General features: G+C 60.7%; 15 protein-coding genes. 4 read left to right on the forward strand and 11 right to left on the reverse strand.

The annotated features are described in order from the left end of the window. Positions 1 to 14 precede the first annotated feature (14 nt). The 3 genes from DX908_RS01465 to DX908_RS01475 are packed head-to-tail and all read right to left on the reverse strand — an operon-like array spanning position 15 to position 3260. Complete coding sequence (locus DX908_RS01465; RefSeq protein WP_116392939.1) at positions 15 to 737, reverse strand: sulfotransferase-like domain-containing protein; 723 nt, start codon at positions 735 to 737, stop codon at positions 15 to 17. Continuing rightward, positions 737 to 1630, reverse strand: coding sequence for an aminotransferase class IV (locus tag DX908_RS01470; protein ID WP_116390694.1), 894 nt, complete (start codon positions 1628 to 1630; stop codon positions 737 to 739). Before DX908_RS01470 ends, DX908_RS01465 begins: the two co-directional genes overlap by 1 nt. Positions 1631 to 1679: 49 nt before the next feature. Continuing rightward, positions 1680 to 3260: a phosphoenolpyruvate carboxykinase gene (locus tag DX908_RS01475; protein WP_116392940.1), complete on the reverse strand. Its 1581-nt coding sequence runs from the start codon at positions 3258 to 3260 to the stop codon at positions 1680 to 1682. 140 nt (positions 3261 to 3400) lie between these two features. On the opposite strand from DX908_RS01475, the gene DX908_RS01480 reads away from it, so the two are divergent. The 3 genes from DX908_RS01480 to DX908_RS01490 all read left to right on the forward strand — a co-directional run bounded on the left by DX908_RS01480 (position 3401) and on the right by DX908_RS01490 (position 7887). Further along, positions 3401 to 4579 (forward strand): vWA domain-containing protein, encoded by a 1179-nt coding sequence (locus tag DX908_RS01480; RefSeq protein WP_116390695.1) that lies wholly within the window; start codon positions 3401 to 3403, stop codon positions 4577 to 4579. A 105-nt stretch (positions 4580 to 4684) separates the two neighbouring features. Continuing rightward, positions 4685 to 6784, forward strand: coding sequence for an NAD-dependent epimerase/dehydratase family protein (locus DX908_RS01485; protein ID WP_116390696.1), 2100 nt, complete (start codon positions 4685 to 4687; stop codon positions 6782 to 6784). After that, positions 6781 to 7887 carry a glycosyltransferase family 4 protein gene (locus tag DX908_RS01490; RefSeq protein ID WP_116390697.1) on the forward strand — a complete coding sequence of 369 codons (1107 nt, stop codon included), beginning with the start codon at positions 6781 to 6783 and terminating at the stop codon, positions 7885 to 7887. Before DX908_RS01485 ends, DX908_RS01490 begins: the two co-directional genes overlap by 4 nt. A gap of 6 nt (positions 7888 to 7893) precedes the next feature. Here DX908_RS01490 and DX908_RS01495 read toward each other — a convergent pair whose 3' ends face one another. Genes DX908_RS01495 through DX908_RS16210 form a run of 3 tightly spaced genes read right to left on the reverse strand, consistent with a single transcriptional unit; the run spans position 7894 to position 10897 of the window. Next, positions 7894 to 9339, reverse strand: a complete 1446-nt coding sequence (locus DX908_RS01495; protein ID WP_158548409.1) for an oligosaccharide flippase family protein — start codon at positions 9337 to 9339, stop codon at positions 7894 to 7896. Between the two features lie 35 nt (positions 9340 to 9374). Then, positions 9375 to 10217 (reverse strand): alpha/beta fold hydrolase, encoded by an 843-nt coding sequence (locus DX908_RS01500; RefSeq protein WP_116390699.1) that lies wholly within the window; start codon positions 10215 to 10217, stop codon positions 9375 to 9377. Further along, the gene (locus DX908_RS16210) at positions 10211 to 10897 is read right to left on the reverse strand and encodes an alpha/beta hydrolase family protein (protein ID WP_158548410.1); all 687 of its coding nucleotides are present in this window, start codon (positions 10895 to 10897) and stop codon (positions 10211 to 10213) included. Before DX908_RS16210 ends, DX908_RS01500 begins: the two co-directional genes overlap by 7 nt. A gap of 93 nt (positions 10898 to 10990) precedes the next feature. Between DX908_RS16210 and DX908_RS16215 the strand changes: the two genes are divergently transcribed. Further along, positions 10991 to 11656 (forward strand): thioesterase II family protein, encoded by a 666-nt coding sequence (locus DX908_RS16215; protein ID WP_158548411.1) that lies wholly within the window; start codon positions 10991 to 10993, stop codon positions 11654 to 11656. Here the strand turns inward: DX908_RS16215 and DX908_RS01510 are convergent. The 5 genes from DX908_RS01510 to DX908_RS01530 are packed head-to-tail and all read right to left on the reverse strand — an operon-like array spanning position 11653 to position 24583. Beyond that, positions 11653 to 14883 (reverse strand): non-ribosomal peptide synthetase, encoded by a 3231-nt coding sequence (locus DX908_RS01510; protein WP_116390701.1) that lies wholly within the window; start codon positions 14881 to 14883, stop codon positions 11653 to 11655. The two genes, DX908_RS16215 and DX908_RS01510, sit on opposite strands and share 4 nt — an antisense overlap. 2 nt (positions 14884 to 14885) lie before the next feature. After that, on the reverse strand, positions 14886 to 16553 hold the full coding sequence (locus tag DX908_RS01515) for a non-ribosomal peptide synthetase (protein ID WP_158548412.1): 1668 nt from the start codon (positions 16551 to 16553) through the stop codon (positions 14886 to 14888). 11 nt (positions 16554 to 16564) lie between these two features. Beyond that, on the reverse strand, positions 16565 to 19777 hold the full coding sequence (locus DX908_RS01520; protein ID WP_158548413.1) for an aminotransferase class III-fold pyridoxal phosphate-dependent enzyme: 3213 nt from the start codon (positions 19775 to 19777) through the stop codon (positions 16565 to 16567). Between the two features lie 46 nt (positions 19778 to 19823). Next, positions 19824 to 22571 carry a type I polyketide synthase gene (locus DX908_RS01525; RefSeq protein WP_116390704.1) on the reverse strand — a complete coding sequence of 916 codons (2748 nt, stop codon included), beginning with the start codon at positions 22569 to 22571 and terminating at the stop codon, positions 19824 to 19826. Continuing rightward, on the reverse strand, positions 22568 to 24583 hold the full coding sequence (locus DX908_RS01530) for an HAD-IIIC family phosphatase (RefSeq protein ID WP_158548414.1): 2016 nt from the start codon (positions 24581 to 24583) through the stop codon (positions 22568 to 22570). The genes DX908_RS01525 and DX908_RS01530 overlap by 4 nt, the downstream gene beginning before the upstream one ends. Between the last annotated feature and the right edge of the window lie 7 nt (positions 24584 to 24590).

Here is a 24590-nt window from a genome sequence, read left to right on the forward strand (position 1 = left end):
GATGATAGGGAGCTCTACGCTGTCAGTCGCAGCTTGTAGAGCTCCTTATACGGCGTCATGGACGCCAGCGCGGCAGAGAGCGCATCACCTGTGAGAGACGGAATATCCGTCACCGGATCACCAAAGCCCGTTGAGCTGTGAACGGCATCATACCAGTGCGGTGCCCAGACACCGTCACTATCGCGCGGACCCGCCGGCCAGTTCAGCATGCCCGGATCGAATTCAAGATCGAGATTGTCACACAAAGCCCGCAGCATGGCTTCGGGATTTCGGAGCACGTCCTGCGCATCGATAACCGCCGGGGTTGTGCCGGTTAACTTCTCGGCCATCCGAAAGAGGGCGAGTTCACGGGCCAGCCCCAGATCCTCCGCCGTCACCTTATTCATCTTCTTGGCGAACGATGCCGCCATCAGGCGCGGATCACGGATCAGGAAGAAATGCTGCATTTCACTCATGAAACCGAGATCGATCTCGTCCATCATATGCTGGGTCATGTGTTTCTGGAACCAGACCGGCGCCGGCGCCTCGGTCGTTAACGCCTCCGCGACAACGCGCCAATCAGTCGGTTGCGCCGTTAAGACTTCGTCCCGCATGGGATGGTCGAGCCCGGTGACAGTCAGATAATGCGCATAGAACGGCTCATCCGTGACCGCCGTATCGCTGCGGTTCTCAAAGCTGCGCATCATGGTCGTTGAGATATTCCGTGGTCCCGACCACATCGCAATCCGGCGGGTCATCAGGCGCATTCCTTATCGATACGAGCGAGATACGCCGTAATCAGACGCTCCATGACAGGACGGGCGCCCTCTCCGATCTGGCGGTCGTCGACCGATTTCACCGGTGTCAGTCCCGCAAAGGTGCCAGTGATGAAGGCCTCATCCGCGCCATAAACATCGGTGAGCGAAAAGCTCTTTTCACGGACGGTGATCCCCTCCTCTGCTGCCAGCTCCAGGATCACCCCGCGCGTAATCCCGCCAAGGCAGTATTCTCCGGTCGAGGTCCACAGCTCGCCCTTCCGCACGATGAAGAAATGGGTCGAGTTACAGGTCGCCACAAAGCCGTGCGGATCAAGCATCAGCGCCTCATCCGCGCCGGCCTTTGCCGCCTGGATACAGGCCATGATGCAGTTGATCTTGGAATGCGAATTGAGCTTCTGGTCCTGCACATCGGGAAAGCCGCGCCGCACATGCACCGTGAAGAGATTGACGCCTTCATGATGCGCCACGGGCGTTTTATATTCAGGGATGATCACGATGGTCGGCGGCGTGATGGTGACGCGCGGATCCTGATAGGGGGTCGAGCGCTCGCCCCGCGTGACCATCAGGCGGATATGCACCCCCTCCTCCATGCCATTGGCCTCAAGGCAGGCATGGAGCCGGGCGATGATCTCGTCCCGGGACGGCATATTGGCGAAGTCGAGCGTCTTTGCGCCTTCAAAAAGGCGATCCATATGCCGCTCAAGGAACGGGATCTTACCCTTGTGAACGCGTAAGCCCTCCCACACGCCATCGCCGAGCATGAAGCCTGAATCAAAGACCGAGACCTTAGCCTTGGCCCGAGGGAAAAGCTCACCATTGACGTCGATCAGGATCGTTTCGTTGCGGGGATCGGCCAGATAATCATGTGTCATGCATGACGATCTAGCCGGTCCGCCGCATGCGGAAAAGCCGCGACGTCACTTAACTTCCGGGTGCCGCCTTGCGGACATCTTCTGCGACATGGGCCTCGAATTTCTCGAAATTCCGGCGGAACATCTCGGCGAGCTTCCGAGCCTGCTGATCATAGGCCGCAGGGTCCGCCCATGTGCTGCGCGGATTGAGAATATCCGTCTCAATGCCGGGGGCTTCCATCGGCACGAGGAAGCCGAAATTCTCATCCTCGCGATAGCGCTCCGTATTCAGAGAACCATCAAGCGCCGCATTGAGGAGCGCACGGGTCGCCGCAATCGGCATCCGCTCCCCTGCCCCATAGGCGCCGCCCGTCCAGCCTGTATTTACCAGCCAGCAGGTCGCGCCTGTCTCCTCCAGCCGTCGGCGAAGGAGTTCGCCATAGACAGACGGATGACGCGGCATGAAGGGCGCCCCGAAGCAGGTTGAGAAGGTCGCGGTCGGCTCGGTCACGCCGCGTTCTGTGCCGGCGACCTTCGCGGTATAGCCTGAAAGGAAGTGATACATGGCCTGCGGCGTTGAGAGTTTCGCAATCGGCGGCATGACGCCGAAGGCATCACAGGTCAGCATCACGACATTCCGGGCGGGCCCGCACTGGCCATCCTCCACGATGTTCGGGATATAGTGGATGGGATAGGCGCCACGGCTATTTTCCGCCAGCGTATCATCATCAAGATCCAGTTCCCGTGTCTCGGGGTCCATCACTACATTTTCGAGCACCGTTCCCCATTTCTTCGTGGTGGCATGGATTTCGGGCTCGGCTTTCGCCGACAGGCGGATCATCTTGGCGTAACAGCCACCTTCGAAATTAAAGAGCCCATCCTTTGTCCAGCCATGCTCGTCATCGCCGACAAGCTGGCGGTTCGGATCCGCCGACAGGGTCGTCTTGCCCGTACCGGACAGGCCAAAGAACACGGCCGCGTCACCGTCACTGCCGACATTGACGGAGCAATGCATCGGCATGATGCCGCGTTCGGGCAGGACATAATTGAGCAGGGTAAAGACCGATTTCTTGGTCTCCCCGGCATAGGCAGTCCCGCCGATCAGGATCAGCTTTTTCGTGAAATTGACCGCGATCACCGTATCACTGCGGACGCCATGTCGCGCAGGGTCCGCCTTGAAACTCGGCAGGTTGATGATCGTATATTCAGGATCAAAACGCTCGAGTTCTTCATCTGAGGGCCGCCGCAGCAGGTGCCGGATAAAGAGATTGTGCCAGGCCAGCTCATTGATGACTCGGACGGCAATCCGGTTCTGCGGATCCGCGCCGCCAAAAAGATCCTGTACGAACAGCTCACGGCCTTCGAGATGTTCCCTGAAGTCACTCCACAGGGCTTCGAAATTGCCCGGCGACATTTCGGCATTATTGTCCCACCACAGAGTGTCTTCGCTGGTGTCGTCGCGGACGGTGAATTTGTCCTTCGCCGACCGGCCCGTGTGAAGCCCTGTCTTGACGACGAGCGGGCCGCCTTCGGCGATCTCACCCTCACCGCGCTCAATCGCCTGTTGATAGAGCGCTGCTTCCTTCAGATTGTGATGCAATAGTCCTGCGGTCTTGACGCCAAAAGGCGCAAGCATGTGTTCGGAAGTCATCTTCCGCATTCCCCTATTTATGTTTTTATCAGCCCGCCGTTTGCCGACAGTGCCCGTTCTGCCGATTATCTAAACAGAAGCGAATTGAGAGGGCAATCAGTCACTTGGGTTGAGCGCTCGAACGCTCTATTGTCCCGCTCATGTTCACGCGATTTTTCCATGACCTCAAAGATGCTGGCGTACCAGTGTCACTCCGCGAATACCTTACATTGCTCGAGGCGATGAAGGCTGGCCTGCCCGGTATGGAGGTCGAGAATTTCTATTATCTCTCGCGCGCGGCCTTGGTGAAGGATGAGCGCCATCTCGATAAATTCGACCGGATTTTCGGGGAGACCTTCAAGGGGCTCGAAAGCCTCGCCGGGATTGCGCCCGACGCACGCGAATTGCCCGATGAGTGGCTGAGAGCGCTAACAGAGAAATATCTGACGCCGGAGGAAATGGCCGAGATCGAAAAGCTCGGCGGCTGGGACGAGCTGATGAAGACGCTCGGCGAACGCCTGAAGGAACAAAAAGAGCGCCATGAGGGCGGCAATAAATGGATCGGCACGGGCGGAACCTCGCCCTTCGGGCATTCAGGCTATCACCCCGAAGGCGTGCGCATCGGCGGTGAGTCGCGGCACAAGCGCGCGGTCAAAGTCTGGGAAAAGCGTGAGTTCCGCAACCTGCAGGACGATATCGAAATCGGCACAAGGAACATCAAGGTCGCGCTCCGCAAGCTGAGGAAATTTGCGCGCGAGGGCGTGCCCGATGAATTCGACCTTGGCGGCACCATCAATTCGACAGCGCGGTCAGGCTATCTTGACGTCAAGATGCGTCCAGAGCGGCGCAACACGATCAAGGTGTTGCTGTTCTTTGATATTGGCGGATCGATGGACCCCTATATCCGTGTGTGTGAAGAGCTTTTCTCCGCCGCCAAGACCGAGTTCAAGCATCTGGAATATTTCTACTTCCACAATTTCCTCTACGACTTTGTGTGGAAGGACAATTCGCGACGCTGGACGGACAAGCTCTCCACCCATGAGGTGCTGCGGACCTATGGCGATGATTATGTCGTGATCTTTGTCGGCGATGCCTCGATGAGCCCTTACGAGATCACCATGCCAGGCGGCTCAGTCGAATATATGAACCAGGAGCCGGGCGCGATCTGGATGGATCGGCTGACCTCAAAATTCGGGCGCATGGCGTGGCTGAATCCGGTCGCAGAAGCGCGCTGGGGCTATACGCCCTCCATCGCCATGACCAATGAATTGCTGGAGGGACGGATGTATCCGCTGACGCTGTCCGGCCTCGACCGGGCGATTGCGGCCCTGCGGCGATAGGCGCGGGGCGAAAACCCCGTCACCTTAAGGCAAGATAAGAGAAATCCTAAGAAATCACCGTTAATCAGGATCTTAATCCAGTCATTCCGGGTTGGCGGGCATTCTATGAGTAACAAACGCAAAGTGGCGCTGATCGGGGCGGGTTTTATCGCGCCGGTCCATCTGACGGCGCTTCAGTCCATCAGGAGAGTACGGGTCTCGGCGATCGTCGATCCGAACATGGCGCGCGCCGAGGGCCTCGCGAGGCAGGCGGGCGCAACCGCCTATCCCTCGATCGAAGCGATGCTGGAAGCGGACCGTCCCGATGCCGCGCATGTGGTGACGCCCCCGCCTCTTCATGAAGCGACCACCCTGCCCCTGCTGGCCGTCGGGGTGCCAGTCCTGCTCGAAAAGCCGATGGCGCAGGATGCGGAAGAATGCACAAGGCTGATCGCGGCCGCTGAGGAAGGCGGCACCAGTCTCGCGATCAATCATAATTTCATCCATCACCCTGTCTTTGTCCGGGCAAAGAAGATGCTGGAGAGTGGCCGCTATGGCCGTCTGCGCCGGGTGCAGATGCGCTATGCCGCCCCGCTGCGCCAGATGACGGCCCGGGCCTTTGGCCACTGGATGTTCAACTCTCCGCGCAATTTGCTGCTTGAGCAAGCCGTGCACCCCCTCTCCCAACTTGATGTGCTGATCGGTGAGGTCAGCGACGTACAGGTGCTGCCCGGTCCCGTGCGGCGTCCGGCAGACGGCATCGAGCTTGTCACCGATTACGCGATCAGCCTTCAGGGCGCGCACGCCGATGCGCAGCTCCAGATCGTGCTGGGCGCGAATTTTCCGTCCTGGACGATGAGCCTTCTGTGTGATGACGGCGTGATCGATGCGGATATTTTCGAGAGCCGCGTGACAGCGCAGCGTCCCCATGCCTCAATTCCGCCGATTGATTTTGCCAAGCGCAGTTTTGGCGTGTCCCGGCGGGCGGCCAGCGCTGGCCTTGGCGGGCTTACCGGTTTTGCGCGGGAGATCCTGCGTCTTGGTCCGCTCTCTGACGGGTTCAATCGGTCGATCCGTGGTTCCATCGAGCATTTCCACGACAGGCTTTTCTTTGATGAGCCATTCATTGACCTTGAGGGCAGCCGCCTTGTCTCCCTGTGCGAGAAAATGGCGCAAGGGATTACCGTCCGCACCCCTCAGGCGCCTGCTGTGCCGGCTGCGGATGCCCGCTATGATGTCGCGGTGCTGGGCGGCACGGGCTTTATCGGCTCACGCCTTGTCGAGGAACTGACCTCGCGTGGGCAGAAAGTGGCCGTGATGGCCCGGTCGCTGGGCAATCTACCGTCCGTCTTCCATCAGGAGAATGTCGGGCTCTTTTCCGGCTCGATCAGTGATGAGACGAGGGTGCGAGAGGTGATCCGCCGCGCGCCGAAAGTCGTGAACCTTGCCCATGGCGGGGGCGGCGCGACGCGCGACGCCATCGCCGAGGCCATGGTCGGCGGGGCACGGACGGTTGCCGCAGCGGCCAGCGCGGAAGGCGCCGAACGGCTGATCTTCATCAGCTCTTCCGCCGCGCTTTATCTCGGTGATCCTGAGACCACAGTGACCATGTCGACCCCTGTCGATCCCGAGCCGGACACACGTGCCGATTATGCACGCGCCAAGATCCTCGCCGAACATGCCATGGAAGAAAGCGACGGCGTGCCGATCGCCATTCTGCGACCCGCTATCGTGGTCGGTCCCGGCGCCTCGCCCTTTCACTCCGCCCTCGGCGCTTATGAGAACGAAACCCATTGCCAAGGCTGGAACAAGGGTAAGAACCCCCTGCCTTTCGTGCTTGTTGATGATGTCGTCTCGGCGATCATCGCGACGCTTGATGCGGATATCGAGACGATTGAGGGCAAAGCCTTCAACCTTGTTGGCGGGGTCCGCTGGACGGCGCGGCAGTATACAGAAGAACTCTCACGCGCGACGGGCCGCCCGCTCAAATTCCATTCCAGCCGCCTCTTCATGCTGATGGCATCAGAATGGGCCAAATGGACGGCCAAGAAAGTCGCCGGGCGCAAAGGCCTTCTCACGCCGTCCTCGCGGGATTTCAAGTCACGCGGCATGGTCGCCCCCATTGGCACCGCCGCCGAGCAATCAGCCCTTGGCTGGAGCCCGTGCACGGATGAAGCGCAATTCCGGACGCAGGCAATCCTGTCTCATGCGGATGACCCGGCATGAGGCTGCACTGGGTTTTCTCGACCTTTGCGATTGGCGGACCGCAGCGCCGCTTTGCCGCGCTCGCCCATGCCATGGGAGAAGAAGCCGAGCACTTCATCACAGCGATGGATGGGTGTTATACAGCAGAAAGCCTGCTCGACGGTGTGCCGTCATGCCAGCGCCATGAGGTCGAGGTCCAGAAAACGGGCTTCATCTCGCCGGGCAATGTCAAACGGTTTCGCGCCAGCCTGAATGAGGTCGACGCAGATCTTCTTCTGACCTCGAACTGGGGCACGATCGAATGGACGCTCGCCAATACGCGGGCAAAGCCCATGCCGCACTTACATTTCGAAGACGGGTTCGGCCCTGATGAGGCGCTGGGAAAATGGAACTGGAAACGCGATCTTGCGCGCCGGTTCCTGTTCTCACGGATTTTCTCCGGACGGGGACGATTGCATTTTGTGTGCCCCTCTCATCTCTTGCTGGACCGGTTCATGTCCGACTGGGAGGTCGGCGAGCACCGGGTCCATCTGATCCCGAACGGGGTTGAGCTTGAGGCGTTCCGCCTGCCGCCCCCACCGTCTCGGCCCTTCACCATCGGCACGGTCGGGGCCATGCGGGCAGAGAAACGCTTTGACCGGCTGATCGAGGTCTTTGCTCGGCTGCGCGCGCAACTGGACGCAAAACTGCTAATCGTCGGAGATGGTCCCGAGCGCGCAAGCCTCGAAGAACTTGCAGCAAAGATGGGCGTGACTGACTCGATTGAGTTTCCAGGAATGCGGGAAGACATCCCGGCGCAGCTTGCGAAGATGGATGTCTTTGCCCTCACCTCCGATACCGAACAGATGCCGATCAGCCTTGTCGAGGCGATGGCTGCGTCCCTGCCGGCGGTGACCACCGATGTCGGGGACATCCGCCTGATCCTCCCTTCCGAATGCTATTGGCTTATTCACGGGACGGAAGATATCGACGCGATGACAGGTACGCTGCTTAGGCTGGCGAAAGATGAGAACCTCCGACACCAGATGGGCGCGGCCAATCGGCTCAGGGCGGAAGCGTCCTATGGCCTCGATGGCATGGTCGATGCCTACCGTAAGCTCATCACCTCACTGATAAAAAAGTAGAGCTGCTCAGGCGAGCCTGCGCTTTTTGACGATGCCGAGAACTTGACGCTCGAACCCGTCCGGGCGCCCTTCCAGCAACCAGAGCGCCAGAAGCGTTGAGCCATAGAGCAGCGCGCCGGTCGTGCAATCCGTCAGCAGGCGGGCAATGAGTGGCAGTTTCTCGATCGCCATGACCTCCGGGCGGATGCCCCAGAACCAGATCGACATTGGGATCAACGCGCCGAGCCCCCTGCGGGCAATCCAGAACGGGCGCCACCAGTGGTCATCCACCGTCATCGCGTAAAGGCGGCTCTGCAGGCCGATATAGATGATCCCTGTGCCAACCGATCCCCAGAGTGCTCCCTCTAAGCCGTAATGCGTCGCGGTATAGATCAGCACCGGCAACTGGATGATCAGGATATAAAGCTCCCGGAAGAAGACCGGCCGGACCTTGCCTGCCGCCATGGCGAGGCTCTGTCCGCCACTCAGCATGCCGGTCAGCCCATAGATCGGGCTCAGAACGGCAAGCACCATGGCGGCCATGTCCCAGCCCTCCCCCAGCACAAGGGTCGTTGCGTCTTTTGAAATAAAGGACAGGCCGAATGCCGCAGGCGCGACGATCGCGGCCATCGCCTCCACACCGCGCAGGAAAGCATTGCGCATCCGCAAATCTTGGCCCTGTAGGCTGGAGAGCCCCGGATAAAGTGCGCGCACGATGGGTGCGGCGAATTCCCGGCCCACCAGATTGGAGAGCTGCACACCGATATAATAGGAGCCCGTCGGCCCTGCCCCGACGATCCGGCCAAGGACAAGCGGGCCAATCTTGTTATTCAGCGCAATGACGACGCTCGATGCACTGAGCCAGCCCATGAAGCCGATTAACTGATTGAAGGCCTTGAAGGACAATCGCGGACGGTAAGCGCGGAAGACAAAGGAAAGGACCACCTCCATCGTTGTCCCGGCGGCAATCCCGAGGATGATCGCCCAATAGGTCCTGAAGATCAAAGCGACAATGATCGAGACCGCAACTGAAGCGATCTTGGTCAAGATGCTGACGATGAACTCACGGGAGAAATCAAGGTCACGCTCAAATTCAAAGAAACGAGGGTTCCGGAAGGACTTGACCATCGAGACCAGCCCCAGCGCGAGGAATATGTTCGTGATACGGACATCCTCGTAGAACGCCGCCGCCGGCAGCGCGAGCGCGAACATGATCCCCATCACGATCACCCCGCGGATCAGCGAGATGGTAAAAAGCGTGTCGAAGACTTCGCTGCTGGCATCCCGGAACTTCACGACCGCGCGGGAGATACTCAGATCCGACATGTTCTCGAGGATCTGGATGATCACGACCCCGATGGCGATCAGGCCGAAATCCTCCGGCGTCAACAGCCGGGCAAGGAGGATCGTATTGACCAACCCGATGATGCGCAGAAAGAACCGGCCGGCAACGATGATCGCCGCTCCGCGCATTACTCGCGCCGTCAATCCACCTTGATGGGCCGCATTCATGCACTTTTGTCCCGGGCTGTATCGGTGCTTTCGAGCCAGTCCGACAGGCGGGCGATAAGCCGCTGCTGGGCTGAAAGCGCCGTATAGGTATGATCCGTCTCCCGGTCGACATCAATCGTCAGGAATTTGCCGAACCGGCCCTCCGGGAAAGCCGCATGGAAATGTGCCGCCGAAGTCAGGGTCTCGCGGACGAAATCTGTGTAACGGATCAGGACCCGCCCGCCACGCTTTGACACCGCATCAAGCTGAGCCGCGAATTCCTCCTTGGCGATCGGCAGGCGTTCTGCTTCTTCAAGCTCGCCCTCCTCATGGCCCGGCCGCATGACGGCATCGACGCCGCCCCCGCCCATCAGACGCGAAGCCGCCCGCCACCAGCGGTCAGGATCAGCGGCCTTCTCGATCAGCCGCGAGGCGCTGGCCCGGGCGCTGCCATAGGCATGAGGATCGAGCAGGACGAGGCGGCGGATACGACGATCCCCCTGCGCGGCGCGCATAGCATTATCCGCTCCCGAACAAAGCCCGATGATCGTCACACTGTCGGTGCGCATGGCATCAATGGCAGCGGAGATGTCGCTGATCGCCTGTTCTTCGAACCCCATTTCGGGTGAAGGCGGCCCGCTATCCCCAAGACCGTGAAGGTCAAAGCGAAGGACGGGATAGCCTGCTTCGGCTAGCGCCCTTGCAAGCCGGACATGAAGCCGGTGCGGGCCGATCCGGTGAACGATCCCGGCATTCGGGATCAGGATCGGCTCACGGCGTTCCTTATCCGCAGAGAAACTCGCAATGCCGAAAAGGCTGCCGTCTTCGCCGAAGGAAATGATGCGTTCCCGGATCACCATGCGGCAATCTCCCGCTGGATCAGGCCCAGCGTCTCGACCGGCATGGTGAAGGAATTAAGGGCATCGTCTGAATTCCATTCCTCCGCCCTCGGCGGGATCAGGGGCCTTTGCCCGAATAGCTCGTCACACCCGATCAGCTTGACCGGCACGCCTTCGGGGGCCGCTGGTAATCCTGCCCTCAACCCTTCCGCGAGAGCGGGCGGGATCGGAAACCCAAGCGCTTCATCGGCATGGCTAGGCATGGCTTTAAGTTCTTCAAGATAGGCCGGGCCATCGGCCACCGCTTCCCAGAGGATCACCCCGGCTGGGCGCGCGTCTTGCGCGGCGGCCAACACCGGCCATGCGCCGAGACGCAAGCCGACCCAGTAAATCTCACGGGCTTCACACAGATCCTGCAGCTCCTCATGCGCGGCCAAAAGGCTTTGCGTCATGCCTTCAAGGGTCAGTTCGTCATCCGCGCCGGCGGAATCGCCCGTGCCGTGATAATCGAACCGAAAGGACGGGATGCCGTCCGCCGCGAGGCTCTCGGCAAGGCGCTTGAACGGGCGGAAGGCGCGGATCGCTTCCTCTCCAAACGGGTTACACAGAAGGACAGCCCGCTTGGCGCGCATCTGCGCCGTCGAAGGATGAAAGACGCCGAACAGAGGCGCATCACTGGGGCCGAACATCAACGCTGTCACAACTCGTCCCTCTATGAGCTTTCGATGACATTGTTTAGGCTTTTGAGGTTACCAAGGCCTCGACAATACGGCCTTTTTTCTGCCTGGAGTGACATGAGCGACGCCTTTCGCCTTCTTTCGCCGCGACCCATGGCCGCAAAAGCGCTCGTGCTTTTCCCTTTTGCCGGGGCGGGGGCCTATCATTTCCGGAACTGGACCGCCCACCTTCCCAAAGATGTCGAACCATGGGCCCTGCAATTGCCGGGACGCGAAGACCGCTTAAGCGAAGCGCCGCTGACCGAATGGTCCGATGTGATGGCCGAGATTGAGGCGGGCCTTGCCGCCCTCTCCTCGGCGCGGCCGATGATTTTCTATGGGCATAGTCTCGGGGGGCTGATGGCGCTGGCCGCAGCGGAGTCGTCGGGCCTCAAGGTTGACCGCGTGGTGATCGGGGCGCCCCCGGCCCGGCGGGGAGGTGGATCAACGAGCGAGGACCTGCTTCTACGGCTCGAGGAGAGCTATGGTCCTCTGCCCGCCTCTTTTGATGATCCAGATATCAGGGAAGTCGCGATGCCGGCGCTCGAGGCTGATCTGGCATTGCTCAATGGCGCGCCCCAGATTTCCACCCTGCCCGATCTTCTCCTTCTGGGGACAGAGGATCCGTCATCCGAAGACAGCCGCGCGACCTTTCCCGGCGTGGATGTGAAAGAGATTGTGGCCGGGCATTATTTCGCCTCAAGCCATGTTGCAGAAACCGTAAGCGCCATTTTCAGCGATTAGTCGCCTTCTGGGACGGCCCCTGCCGCAAGCTGGGCAAGGGTCTCGAAAATCAACGCGCGCGGCTGGATACGCGCGCCCGTCCGGGCTCGGAAGATGGCGGCGACCCTTGCCGCCTGCAGCGACTGGCCGCCCAGCTCAAAGAAATTATCCGTGGACGAGATATTTTCAGCTTTCAGGATCTCCGCCCAGATTTTAGCTAGCTCTTTTTCATAAGCGCTTTGTGGCGCCACATATTCACGAGGCTGGCTTGTCTGCCCGGCAGGGGCCGGCAGGGACAATCGGTCGATCTTGCCGTTCGGCGTCAGCGGCAGCGCATCGAGTTCGACGAAAAGCTGCGGCACCATATATTGCGGCAGGCGTTGGCGCAGCCAGCGGCGCAACTCACTGCCCGTCGGGGCAAAGGGACCAGTGGCAGTAAAATAGGCGACCAGCGCGCCTTCGCCATTGGGTTGTTCACGGATGATGACGACCGCTTCGCCGATATCTTCATGCCCGGTCAGGACAGACTCGATCTCTCCGGCCTCAATACGGAAACCGCGCAGTTTGAGCTGGGTATCCATGCGGCCCAAATGGATGATCTCGCCATCGGGGCTGAGGCGTGCGCGGTCTCCTGTCCGGTAAACTCGATTGGCTAGCCGATCCGAGAATGGATCATCAAGAAAGCGTTCCGCTGTCAGGTCGTCGCGGCCATGATAGCCCTTTGCGACACCCTCCCCGCCGATCCACAACTCGCCGGGCAGACCGGGCGGGCAGAGCGTGCCATTCGGGTCAACGATATAGATCTGAGTATTGTCGATCGGCATGCCGACAGGGATATGATCCGGGGACGTAATCGGGCTGATGGTCGACCACACGGTCGTCTCGGTCGGCCCATACATGTTCCACAGGGCCCTGACCTTTGGTAGCAATGTCTTGACGAGAGAGGCCGGCAGCGCCTCTCCTCCGCAAAGCGCGGTAAGGCCCGCATCCCCCTTCCAACCCGCATCGAGCATCAGCCGCCAGGTCGCAGGCGTACCCTGCATGATGCTGGCCTGATGCTCAGCTGCGAGCCGGACAAGCGCCTCACCATCTACCGCTTCTTCCGCATCGGGAAGGATCACAGTGCCGCCCAGAATAAGCGGCAGGAAGAGCTCAAGGATCGAAATGTCAAAGCCGAGTGTGGTCACGGCCAGCAGGCGGTCATCGGCGGAACAGCCGGGACGTTTTGCCATGGCAGCAAGGAAATTGGCGACTTGCGTATGACCGTTGACGACGCCCTTCGGCTTGCCGGTCGATCCCGACGTATACATCACATAGGCAATGTCGGCAGAGACCGGCGTGAAGGATGCGTCCTCTTGCCCTTCGGCGAGCCGGTCCGGTGAAAGCTGGCCCTCGCCTTCGCCGATCACGAGTTCGCAGCCTGAATCCTCGATCATCAGCTGACGGCGCTGTTCGGGATGTTCGGGATCAAGTGGCAGATAGGCCGCCCCCGTCATCCAGACTGCATAGACGCTAGCGACCATATCAGGCGACCGGTCGAGCGCGATACCGACGATGCGGCCCGGCCCCACACCTTCGGCGGCTAGCCCTGCAGCGAGCAATGACGCTCGCGCGGCAAGCGCTCCATAGGAAACCGTCTCTCCCCGGAAGAACAGGGCCGAACGGTCCGGCGACATGCCCGCCTGCTCCAGAAACCCCTCAAGAGCTGTCGGTACGGGGCCTGCCACATCCGTGTCGTTGAGGCGGTCATAAGCGGATTGCATGGATTTCGGGGCGATGGAAAGGCTCGACATCTTGTCTCCGGGCGCTTGCAGCGCGGCGTCAAGGAAGCTGGCAAAGGCATCTGCGAGCGCCGCGGCCTGCGCCTTTGTGAAGAGCGAGACGGCATATTGAAGCTCGGCTGTGACTTCTTCTTCCGCCTCAAGAATATTAAAGGCCAGTTCAGCCGCCGTCGTTCGCGCCGGCAGGTCAACGCGGCGCACTTTTGCCTCGCCGAGTTGCGGCGCCCAGTTCTCACTGAACTGATGGCTGATCATGATCTGCGCGCCGGTGGGACGGCTGGGTTCAGCAAGAAAACCCGTTGCGGCGACGACGTCCCCCACGGGTGCAGGATGCTGGAGGAATTCAGGAATATGAGCCGCCACACGGCGGACGGCATCACCGAAACTTTCGTCCTTATGCGTTGCGTCTCGCAAAAGAACCGTATTGACGAAATTCCCGATAGCATTGTCATAGGCATCGGAACGTTCATCACTGTCGAGGCCGATGATCCGGTCTGAGGAACCGTCTATTCGGGCCAGAAACCCTGAAAAAGCTGTGAGGAAGACCGTGAAACTGGTCGTCCTTGCCGATCTAGCAAACGCCCTCACACGGGACAGCAGCGCAGGCGGAATATCGACCGGCACGATGGCCCCTTGATGATCGAACAATGCAGGGCGCGCTCGATCCTGGCTCAGCTCAGGCGGCGCTGGCGGGGCCGCAAGCCGGGCCGTCCACCAGTCGAGGTCCTCCTGCGCGAGCGGCTGGGGCGCGCCGGCAAAGGATGCAAAATTCGGCACGGGCGGCAGGACCGCGCCAGGCTCGGCATAGGCCAATGCCAATGCATCGAGGAAAAGCCGGAAGCTGCGCCCGTCCCATGCAAGGTGATGAAGTCCCATCAGTAGCCAGTGATGCGACAGCCCCAACCGGACCAGCCGGGCACGGACAGGCGGTTCTTTGGCAAGCTCGATCTGGCTCCAGCAGATGTGCTGCATCTCTTCTTCAAGTACAGCATCCTGATCCGCCGCACCGGAGAGGTCACTCAGGGTGAGCCCGGACAATTCGCCATCAAAACGCTGGCAGGTCTCCTCCCCCTGATCCTCGATCCGCAAGCGGAAGACATCATAATGGGCAGCCACCCGGTCATAGGCAGCCATCAGCCGGTCGGCATCAATCGGCCCGGTAACCTCAAAGGCGGCCGGGATGACATAAAGCGGCAGGCCGGGATGAAGCGCGCCATGTGACCACATCCGCTCCTGTGAAGCGGTCAGCGGCAGCGCCGTATCGGCAGGCTGAACGTCCAGCCGGGCCTTCAGGAAGTTGACGATCGCAGGTTTGTTTTCCCTGATTTCAGCGGCCAGTTCAGGCGACATGACCCCTTGAGGCGCAGACAGGGACAGGCGCTCGGCTTCCGGCACGGAAAAGCTGACGCCTGCGCGCTCAAGCCGGTGGATCAGCTCGGCAATATTCGTCTTCCCGCCATGCGACATGCCTAGAACTCAAATTCCTCTGTAGGCGTCAGGCCATCGATCCGTTCTGCCAGATCGGTAATTGATTCTGCTTCGAAGATGAAGGTCAGCGGCAGCGATGTCCCCGTCTTTGCCCGCAATTGCGCCAATGCGCGTGCCGCCAGAAGGGAATGCCCGCCGAGTTCGAAGAAATGCTTGGAAGTATCCGTTACTTCCTGCTTGAGAAGGCCGGAGAAGACCTCCGCGATGATGGCTTCGGTCGGTGTCATGGGTGACGGAGACGCCGCCGCCTCCGCCGTCACGATTGAGAGCGTGTTACGATCAATCTTGCCATTTGGCAGGCGTGGCAGAGCGTCATAACCGATCATCTGTGAGGGAACCATGATGGCAGGAAGCTGTGCTGCGGCCAGCTCCTTCATGGCATCCAAGTCGAGCTTCGGCGCCAGATGCGCGATGAGTGCGCTCGCAGCACCCTCTTCCATCACCACCGTAACGGCCGCATCCTGAACCCCCGGCAGGGATTTAAGAACGCGCTCGATCTCTTCGGGTTCAATCCGGTGACCGCGCAGCTTGACCTGCCGGTCAAGGCGGCCGCGAAAGCGCAAGCGGCCATCATTGTCGATCAGCCCTGCATCGCCGGTCCGAAAGAAACGGCGTCCCATTTCGTCCGTGAAGAATTTTTCGGCATTCAATTCGGGGCGCTGCCAATAGCCATCAGTGACACCAGCGCCGCCAATCACGATTTCACCGACCTCACCTTGCGGCAGGTCCGAACCGTCTTCGTTCAGAATACGGAGGTCCGTTGCGGCAATAGCGCGGCCGAGCGGGATGTCCTCGCTGCGGGTGATTTTCGCGCAGGCCGACCAGACGGTCGTTTCCGTCGGGCCATACATGTTCCACAGCTCGCCGGTGTGGGCCAACAATTGATCCGCTAACGGCGCTGGCAGTTCCTCACCACCGCAAAGGGCCTTCAGGCCCGGTGCGCCCTGCCATCCGGCATCAAGCATCAACCGCCAGGTCGATGGCGTCGCCTGCATGATCGTGACGCCATGACGGGCGATCAGGGCACTGAGCCGCTCGCCATTCCGCACTTCTTCTTCGGTGGCGATGACCAGCCGGGCGCCCGCCGTCAGCGGCCCGAAGATTTCCAGAACCGAGATATCAAAGCTCGGCGTCGTGACGGCAAGGAGGGTGTCCTGTTCAGTCAGGCCGGGCTCTTCCCTCATGCTGCGGAGGAAATTCTCAACATTGGTGTGAGTGACAGCAACACCTTTAGGCCGTCCCGTCGAACCGGAAGTATAGATCAGATAGGCGAGATCATCCGTGCCGTGCCGGCGGCGGCCCGTGGGCAGATTCTCAACGCCCCCGGCAGTCACCTCAAACATCGCGCCGCTGTCTTCGCGCATATAGTCAAGGCGGGCTTGCGGATAATTGGGATCGAGCGGCAGATAGACCCCACCCGCCATCAGCACCCCGCATAGAGCGGCAACAAGCTCTGCGCCGCGTTCCATCCGGACCCCGACAATATCACCGGGTTCGAGCCCCTTGTCTTTCAGGGCAACGGAGATTTCCGCAATCGCCGCCTGCAATTGCGAGCGCGACCAGAGCGTCTCGCCCGAGATGACGCAATCCTCCGACATTCTCGAAATGCCCTTCGCAATCAGCGCATCGAGGCGCGGCCTGTCCATCATGTCATGCGGCATCATTCAGCCGGACGAGCCATGGACTCGCCCGTCCCTCCCTGCGGCAGAAACTGGCCCAGTTTTGCTTCGGGATGCGCAACCAGCTTGCCCATCATGTCCGTCATCCGGGCAAGGAGCGTCTCAACGCGCAGTTTGGTGAGCAGCGCGGTGCGGTATTCCGCATCAAACTCCGCGCCGTCGGCATGAGCCGTCAGGTTAAGGAACAGCTCCTGGAAAAGATGGCGGCGTGGATTTTCCATCGCGTCAACCGTGACACCGTCCATTTCGACGCCAGTGAAGGCCGCGCGGTAGTTAAAGACCGCCTGCACCAGCGGTGGACGGCCAAGCTCCGTTCGGGCATTCAGCTTGCGTACAAGCGCACCATGGGAGATGGCCGGGTGCTCGACCGCTTCGGCCACCTGGCTTTGCAGTCCCCGGACGAAATTGCCGAAACTCGTATCAGCTTCGATTTCCATGCGGATCGGCAGGAGGTGTACGGCGCAGCCCTTGGCCGGAATATCGTAAAGCGCCTGCCCCGCAGCGGGCACGCCGATCAGGAAATCCCGCATCCCGGTCATGTCGGCAAGTCCAAGCCCGTATGTCGCCAGCCAGATGGCCGACGGGCTGACCGACAGGCCGGAGGCAAGCGCGCGCGAGACACGCATCATCCCGGCATCGACCGAACGGTTCGCCGTCTGTGCACCCGTTGCTCCCGAAGGATCGATAATCGCGCCTGGCCATTTGATCAGCGAGGGCACGCCCTCTTTCCATTTCTCCGCCCACCAATCGAGATCGGAGGCATCCGCGACCTTCGCTGCGTAGGCACTGAAAGGCTGGCTGCGCTCGGGCACCTCGCCGCGGTAATGGGCTGCGATATCTTCGAGCAATTGCTCGGCGGACCAGCCATCAAAGATAATGTGATGCGCATAAAGAATAAGGACAGCACGCTCGTCCGTCTCACGGATCAGGGTTGGCCGGATCAGCGGGCCGTCTTCAAGATCGAAAGGCGTATCGGCCTCCGCCGTGAAAATCAGCTCACGTTTTTCGAGGCATTCCTCCTCGGGCAGATGGCGGTGATCGAGGATCTGAAGGTCGAGATGCGCCTCTGCCGTGACATGGGCCAGTGCACCGTCACCGTCAAAGGTTGTGCGGAAGGCTTCGGGCTCACTGATCGCGGCACGGACGGCATCAGCCAGCTGCGTGAAATCCGCGCCATGGAAGGTGAAAGTGTCGCTTTCATTGAAGGCAAGGTGTGAGGCGGGATCGAGCTGGGCGGCAACCCAGATTTCCGTCTGCGCCGGGCTCGGCTCATAAGTCAGGTCCCGGGGCATCATCTTGCCCGCGATGACCCCATCACCGATCATATCTGACAAGGCTTCGCGTGCCGCCTCGATGACGAAGTCGACATCTTCTTCCGTATGCGCTGCCGTCATGTAGCAGGGGAAGCCTTCGAGGAGATGTACGCCCCGATCCCTCAAGTGATAGAAGAAGAGCGAGGCGAGCGGACCGGCATCGCCAGTGCGCAAGAACATCTGACTGCCAAAGCGGACCAGATGGAACGGGACTTCGAGATCCGAGAAGAGATCATTGAGACCATTCTGGAAGCGCTCTGCGTTCTGATTGATGCCATTTTGCAGGGCGGACCCAGCCGATTTGAGATAGTTGAGCGAGGCGTAGGCCGCTGCCATGGCCAGCGGGTGGCGGACGAATGTGCCGGCAAAAAAAGTTACGCCGGCACCGGGCACGCTTTCATCCCCATACTGCCAGAAACCGCCATCGAATGTGTCCATAACGCCTTTGCGGCCCGCAACGGCTCCGATCGGCATCCCGCCGCCCAGCACCTTTCCGAAGGTCGCAAGATCAGCCTCGACGCCATAATATTCCTGTGCCCCGCCCGGCCCCGTGCGGAAGCCGGTGATGACTTCATCAAAGACAAGGACAATCTCTTGCTCGCGGGTCAGGTCGCGAAGCTGGTGCAGGAATTCGAGCGGCTGGAATTCCGGCCGGCGGCTCTGGATCGGCTCGACCAGCACGGCGGCGATGTCGTCCGCTTCCTGACGGATCACCTCCAGCGTTTCATCCGTGCCGTAAGGCAGGACGATAACATTGCCGACACTTTCAAACGGAATGCCCGGCGCGAGCGGAATCGTGCGCCCCAGCCCCTTGCCGGTCCGGCGGACGAGCACTTCGTCGAAATTGCCGTGATAGGAGCCCTCAAAGACGACGATCTTGTTTTTCGCTGTCACGGTGCGCGAGATGCGGATCGCGGCCTGCACGGCCTCGGACCCTGTATTCACCCAAGAGGCGCGGTCCATGCCCGTCAGCTCACAGAGGAGTTTTGCGGCTTCGCCTGCTCGCGGCGTCTGGGGACCCAGCTCAAAGCCGTCTTCAAGCTGAGCACGCAAGGCTTCACGCACAAACGGCGCATTATGGCCGAAGAAATTGGGGCCGAACCCGTTGAGCATGTCGATATAGCGGTTGCCATCGACATCCCAGAGATAGGCGCCTTCCGACCGGTTGATCACCAGCGGATAGACAAGATCCTTCCAGCGTCTGTCAAAACCAGCCGCCGTACGCGGATCGGCATGGTACGGACGATCAGCCTGCGTTGCGGCCTTGGAGCCTTTTGTTTTTTCATTGTAGCGCGCGATCAGGCGGGCAAGGTGGTCTTCCTGCGCCGGAGACAGCCTGTCACCTTCGACAAGGGACGGCCCGAAGCCTTTCGGCAAAGCCGGTTTCTCGTATGGTTCGTCTGCGGCTGCTTCGATCACGGGTGCGGTTGCCGTCACTTCCGGGGCGATTTCAACAAGGTCGAATGCCGCCTCCTCACCCGTCAGCAGGCGGAGCTGTTCCTGCATCAGTGCAAGCTGTTGCTGGAAAACCCCGGCCATGCCTTCGGCTGCCGGAAATGCTGTCATGACAGGCCGCGACTTTGCCACCGCCGTCACGGTGGCGGGTTTCGCAGGTTCCGGCGTCGGCACTGGTGCTGGCGCCGCCGGTTTCGGTTCTGGCAGGACCTTGGAAAGCTCCACCATGGTGGGCGCCTGATCGATCAGCTGACGGAAGGTCACCTTGGTGCCGAATTCGCGGGTATAGGCCGCGGCGAGCTGCGTCAGGAACAGCGAGTCAAACCCAAGCGACAGGAAACTTGCCTCCGGCGAGAGATCGCCGGGCTCCATGCCGGACAGGTCCGCAGCGATCTGGCGGCAGCGCTCAATCGTGATCGCGCTCATATGCTCATCCCTTCTGACCCACATCTATGCTTAAACAATGCCATGGTCACTTGCCCTTCATCGCCTTGAGCTGGGCTTCGACGACCCCCAATTGCTGGCGGATCAGGCCCGCCAGGTCGTCGCGCTCATCCGAGACCGATTCAGCACCTGCCACCGCATCTGAGGGTTCTACCCAAAACCGTTTTCTTTCAAAGGGATAGGTCGGCAAGCTCACCCGCCAAAACGCCCCCGGTTGAACCGCTTCCCAGTCGATCTCGCCGCCCTTTGTCCAATATTTGCCGAGCGCGGAAAGCATCGTCGCGCGTGCATCGCCCGGCTGTTTGGCGGGGCCGAGAGTCGTGATGGCGCTCACATCTTCTTCCGCCGACTGCATGGTCAGCGCCGCGAGCGTTGAGCCCGGTCCCACTTCGATAAAACAGTTAAAGCCATCGGCGATGGCGGCACTGACCGCGTCCAGAAACAGGACAGGTCCCAGCATCTGTTCGCGCCAATAGGCACTCTCGCCCCAGCGGGCGGCCTCCATCCGTTCGCCGGTGAAGGTCGAATAGACCTGCATGTTGTCACCAGCGGTCAGGACATCCATCGGTGCCCCGAGCATTTCGGCGGCTTCCCGCATGCTCGGCGAATGAAAGCCATGGCTGACCGCAAGGCGCGTGGCCTCGATCTCTGCTTCGCGCAGGGCAGTTTCTGTTGCGATGATCGCATCCGCCGTGCCGCTAACGACGGTGATGGCCGGGCTGTTCACCCCGGCGATCACGGCGCCGTCGCGCAGATGCCGTTCGGTCAGTGCACGCGGGGCCTTGACCCCCAGCATCCCGCCTTTGGGCATGCCGCCCATCAGGCGCCCCCGGCGCGCGGTAAAGCGCGCGGCTTCTTCGAGCGAAAGGATGCCGGCGGTGACACTGGCCGCCAGTTCGCCTACGGAATGTCCTATGACAGCGTCCGGCGTGACACCTTTTTCAGCGAGCGCCGCCGACATGCCCGCCTCAACAGCAAGGATGCAGACTTGCGCAAACTCCGTCTGCTGTAACTGGCTGGCATCGGCGGAGGGGTTGAGCAGCCAGTCGCGGATGTCGTGGCCAAAATCGGGATCGGCTTTCAGGGTCTCAGCAACCCGGTCGATGCAGTCACGATAGGCCGGGCTTGCCTTATAAAGCGCCGCGCCCATGCCGGGATATTGCGCGCCCTGCCCAGTATAAAGAAAGCACAGTTTCGGGCTGCCCGCAGGCTCAAGCCCCATTTCAGGGCGGTCAAATCCGGCGGCAGCTTCCTCGCGCGTCGAGGCGACAACAAAGCCCCGGCGCTGGAAAGTCTTCCGCCCCCGTTGCAATGTGGCAGCGATATCACTCAGGGGCGCATCACTCTGCGCAATTGCCGGGCCTAGCCCGGCCGCCATGGCGGTCAGCGCAGTTTCTGTCCGGGCGGAGAAAGGCAGAATGAACGGTCCCTCCGTTTGCGGCAATGCCGCTGCTTCTGGCGGCTCCTCCAGCACGAGATGAGCATTGGTGCCGCCCACCCCGAAGGACGAGACAGCAGCACGGCGAGGACCTGTGCCTTTAGGGAATGGAATAAGATCCGTATTCACATAAAAGGGCGAATTCTCGAAATCGATTTTCGGGTTCGGCGCCTCGAAATGTGCCAGAGGCGGGATCACCGCATCGCGCAAGGTCAGCGCGGTCTTGATCGTGCCGATGGCGCCGGATGAGACATCAAGATGCCCCAGATTGCCCTTGACCGAGCCGAGCGCACAATAATGCCTGTCATCCGTATAGGCCCTGTGCGCCGCCGTCAGACCCGCGACCTCAATCGGATCGCCCAGCGGCGTGGCCGTACCATGGGCTTCCATATAGCCGATGCTGCGCGCATCGATATCGGCCATGCCCATGGCGAGCGAGATGACCTCAGCCTGCCCTTCGGGTGATGGCGCGGTGTAGCTGACCTTGCCGTCCCCGTCATTATTCGTGGCATAGCCGCGAATGACCGCATGGATGGTGTCGCCATCTGCAATGGCGTCCTCGAGACGCTTGAGGAGGACGACCGCTGCACCGTTGGAGAAGACCGTCCCCGCCGCGCGCGCATCAAAGGGGCGGCAGGTGCCATCCGGTGACAGCATGCTACCTTCTTTATACTGATATCCCTTGAATTGCGGCAGGACGATTGTCACTCCGCCCGCCAGTGCCATGTCGCAGGCATAAGATTCTAGCGACTGACACGCCGTGGCAATCGAGACGAGTGAGGTCGAGCAGGCCGTCTGCATATTGATGGCGGGGCCGCGCAGACCCAGCTTGAAGGCGACACGGGTTGCGAGATAATCTTTGTCATTGCCAAGCTCCGTCTGAAGCGTGCCGACCTGGATCGACTGGACAAGATTGCGCCGGAAGGCTTCGTCAGAGCACAGATTGTGAAGGACATAGGTGTCCATATAGCAGCCGCCGAAACAGCCAATGGCGCCTTCATAGCGGCTGGCGTCATAGCCCGCCCCCTCGATTGCCTCCCAGCAGATTTCAAGGAACACCCGGTGCTGGGGGTCCATGACTTCCGCTTCGCGCGGCAGCATGCCCCAGAAAGCCGCATCGAACTGGTCGATGTCATCGAGCATGCCCTTGGCGCAGACATAGTCGCTGTCTCCGGCCAGCTCTTGCACGACGGGGTCAAGCTCATCCGTACCGAAATGCGAAACCGTGTCGCGGCCTTGCTTGATGTTCTCCCAGAACTCATCGACATTTTTCGCGCCGGGAAACCGGCCCGACATGCCGATAATGGCTATTCCGGGGGCTTGCGTATCGCTCGTCATGAAACTCTCCGGGGGCGGCGCATCCGGGCGGCCCGCATCGCCGCTGCCCTGTCAAAACCTAAATTGTCTTCTGCCCCGAGATGCCGAGCCAGCGCCTCAATAGTCGGGAAACGGAAGAGGTCAGCAAGCGCGATCTCGACCTCCATCTCCCGCGTCATGCGGGCGTGAATACGCACAAGATGGAGCGACTTACCTCCAAGGGCGGTAAAACTGTCTGTACGCCCGATCTGCTCAATGCCAAGGACATCCTGCCATATCTTTGACAGCGCCACCTCGGTATCGCCGCGCGGAGACTGGAAAGTCGTCTCGAGCATCGGGCGCGTCTGTTGCTCCGCTGATAGGGCAGCCACAGGGGTTCCCTCATGGGCTGCAAAAGCGAACCGCTGATAGGCCGCGCCGCGTCCTTCCATGCCGGCTTCAGCTGCGGCGATAAGGTCATCGCCATCGCCTGTCTCTTCGGCCGGATCAAACCGCAATTGCGATATCTCTTCCGTGGAGAGATCAAGCCAGCCCTCTTCGGGCAAGTCGCTTCCTTCAAGCCGGTCAAGGAAACGCCGCATTGGCGCATTGCGTGGCCCCGTGACATGGCGGATGCGCAACGTCCGGGCGCCTGTATCCGCCATCAATTGGCGAAGCAGGTCATGCTCGACGCCGCGGCCCAGCACCCGGCAGCTCAGGCAGAAAAGATCAAGCGACAGCGTGCCCCCGTTAAGGTCACCGATCACAAGACCAACAAGACCGTAATCGCCGAAGCGGTCGGCGACATTGACTGCCCGCAGAACCGCGCCGGGCTTCTCCAGCCGTGACGCAACGTCACCCTCTGTCAGCCGCAGCAGCGAGGAATTGAACTGGTTCGTCCGCTGGCTGAGCTGTGCGATGCGCGCGACATCGCCCGTGCCGGGCGTGAACATCTCGACCCTGAGGCCGAGCGTTGCATAAAAGCTGTCGAGATCGCCGCTTTTTGCTTTTTCGGCCTGCCGTCCGGCCTCTTCCCGCAAGCGGCGGACCCGTTTTTCATCATCCGTTGTTGCCGTGCCCTGATCAAATGGCCAGAGTCCATCAAGATAGGCATGTGAAGGACCGTCCTCGGGCACTCCGACCGTCAGGACGCCGGGCATGGCCTCGCGCATCCGCGCAAGCTCCACAGGATTGTCGTCAAGGAACAGGATGGCTTCCTGCCCCACGCCATGCGTTGCAGCCAAGCGCGCGAGATGCGCGGATTTCTCACCCCATCCGGCATTGACCTCAAAGAAGTCCTCCTTACCAAGAGGAAAATCAGATCGCCCGAGCAGGAGCGCCCGAATATCGGTGCTTTCATTCTTGGTCAGGAGCGTCAGGATCACGCCGCGTGCAGCGGCGGACTTAAGGCGCTGCTGCAATTCAAGATGACCTTCATCGAGCCGGACACCACCGACCCCGTCCTCACCGAGAACACCGCCCCAAATAGTATTGTCACCATCGACAGCGATCAGCTTGACCGGCGGGCGCAGTGCCCCGTCGATGATCCGCGCCATGTAGAGCGCTAGCGCAGCCATGCCGCTTTCTGTATAGGGCAGATGCCCTGTCCGGTTGGTCAGCTCATCGCCCGGATCACCGATCCCGAAACCGTCGAAAACATGGCGTGCAGGGACGATATCGATATGGGCTTCGCTGTGGAATTTCTCTTTCAGGCGGGAGGCGGTCGCATTCTCCGCTGCCGGATCATCGTGCCCGATCAGGATGCAGAGCGGGATGCCGTCTTCGGCCTGCCAGACAGCAGACACGGTGAGAGCTTCGTCGTCTTCGATATCCTGGGGCCGCAACAAGATGAAGCGGCGGCTTGCCGGCGCCCAGAATGAGCCCTCCGCATCGCTTAGCTGGGCTGCGAACCTGCCATAAGGCACGGCGCGAATATCCACCGGCCATCCAAGTTCGCCCGCAAGGTGGCTGAGATGATCAAGAACCGGCCCAAGGGTGTAGCTGGCTGCAAGCGCAATCGGTGCGCGCGTCGAATCGCCGATGTCCGCCCCCATGCTCTTC

The sequence above is a fragment of the Parvularcula marina genome (assembly GCF_003399445.1).
Taxonomy (GTDB): domain Bacteria; phylum Pseudomonadota; class Alphaproteobacteria; order Caulobacterales; family Parvularculaceae; genus Parvularcula; species Parvularcula marina.

Excerpts from the sequence above, each read along its gene's own strand:
- DX908_RS01465 (WP_116392939.1), bottom strand. The coding sequence starts at position 737 with ATGACCCGCCGGATTGCGATGTGGTCGGGACCACGGAATATCTCAACG.
- DX908_RS01470 (WP_116390694.1), bottom strand. The coding sequence starts at position 1,630 with ATGACACATGATTATCTGGCCGATCCCCGCAACGAAACGATCCTGATC.
- DX908_RS01475 (WP_116392940.1), bottom strand. The coding sequence starts at position 3,260 with ATGACTTCCGAACACATGCTTGCGCCTTTTGGCGTCAAGACCGCAGGA.
- DX908_RS01480 (WP_116390695.1), top strand. The coding sequence starts at position 3,401 with ATGTTCACGCGATTTTTCCATGACCTCAAAGATGCTGGCGTACCAGTG.
- DX908_RS01485 (WP_116390696.1), top strand. The coding sequence starts at position 4,685 with ATGAGTAACAAACGCAAAGTGGCGCTGATCGGGGCGGGTTTTATCGCG.
- DX908_RS01490 (WP_116390697.1), top strand. The coding sequence starts at position 6,781 with ATGAGGCTGCACTGGGTTTTCTCGACCTTTGCGATTGGCGGACCGCAG.
- DX908_RS01495 (WP_158548409.1), bottom strand. The coding sequence starts at position 9,339 with ATGCGCGGAGCGGCGATCATCGTTGCCGGCCGGTTCTTTCTGCGCATC.
- DX908_RS01500 (WP_116390699.1), bottom strand. The coding sequence starts at position 10,217 with ATGGTGATCCGGGAACGCATCATTTCCTTCGGCGAAGACGGCAGCCTT.
- DX908_RS16215 (WP_158548411.1), top strand. The coding sequence starts at position 10,991 with ATGAGCGACGCCTTTCGCCTTCTTTCGCCGCGACCCATGGCCGCAAAA.
- DX908_RS01510 (WP_116390701.1), bottom strand. The coding sequence starts at position 14,883 with ATGTCGCATGGCGGGAAGACGAATATTGCCGAGCTGATCCACCGGCTT.
- DX908_RS01515 (WP_158548412.1), bottom strand. The coding sequence starts at position 16,553 with ATGATGGACAGGCCGCGCCTCGATGCGCTGATTGCGAAGGGCATTTCG.
- DX908_RS01520 (WP_158548413.1), bottom strand. The coding sequence starts at position 19,777 with ATGAGCGCGATCACGATTGAGCGCTGCCGCCAGATCGCTGCGGACCTG.
- DX908_RS01525 (WP_116390704.1), bottom strand. The coding sequence starts at position 22,571 with ATGACGAGCGATACGCAAGCCCCCGGAATAGCCATTATCGGCATGTCG.
- DX908_RS01530 (WP_158548414.1), bottom strand. The coding sequence starts at position 24,583 with ATGGGGGCGGACATCGGCGATTCGACGCGCGCACCGATTGCGCTTGCA.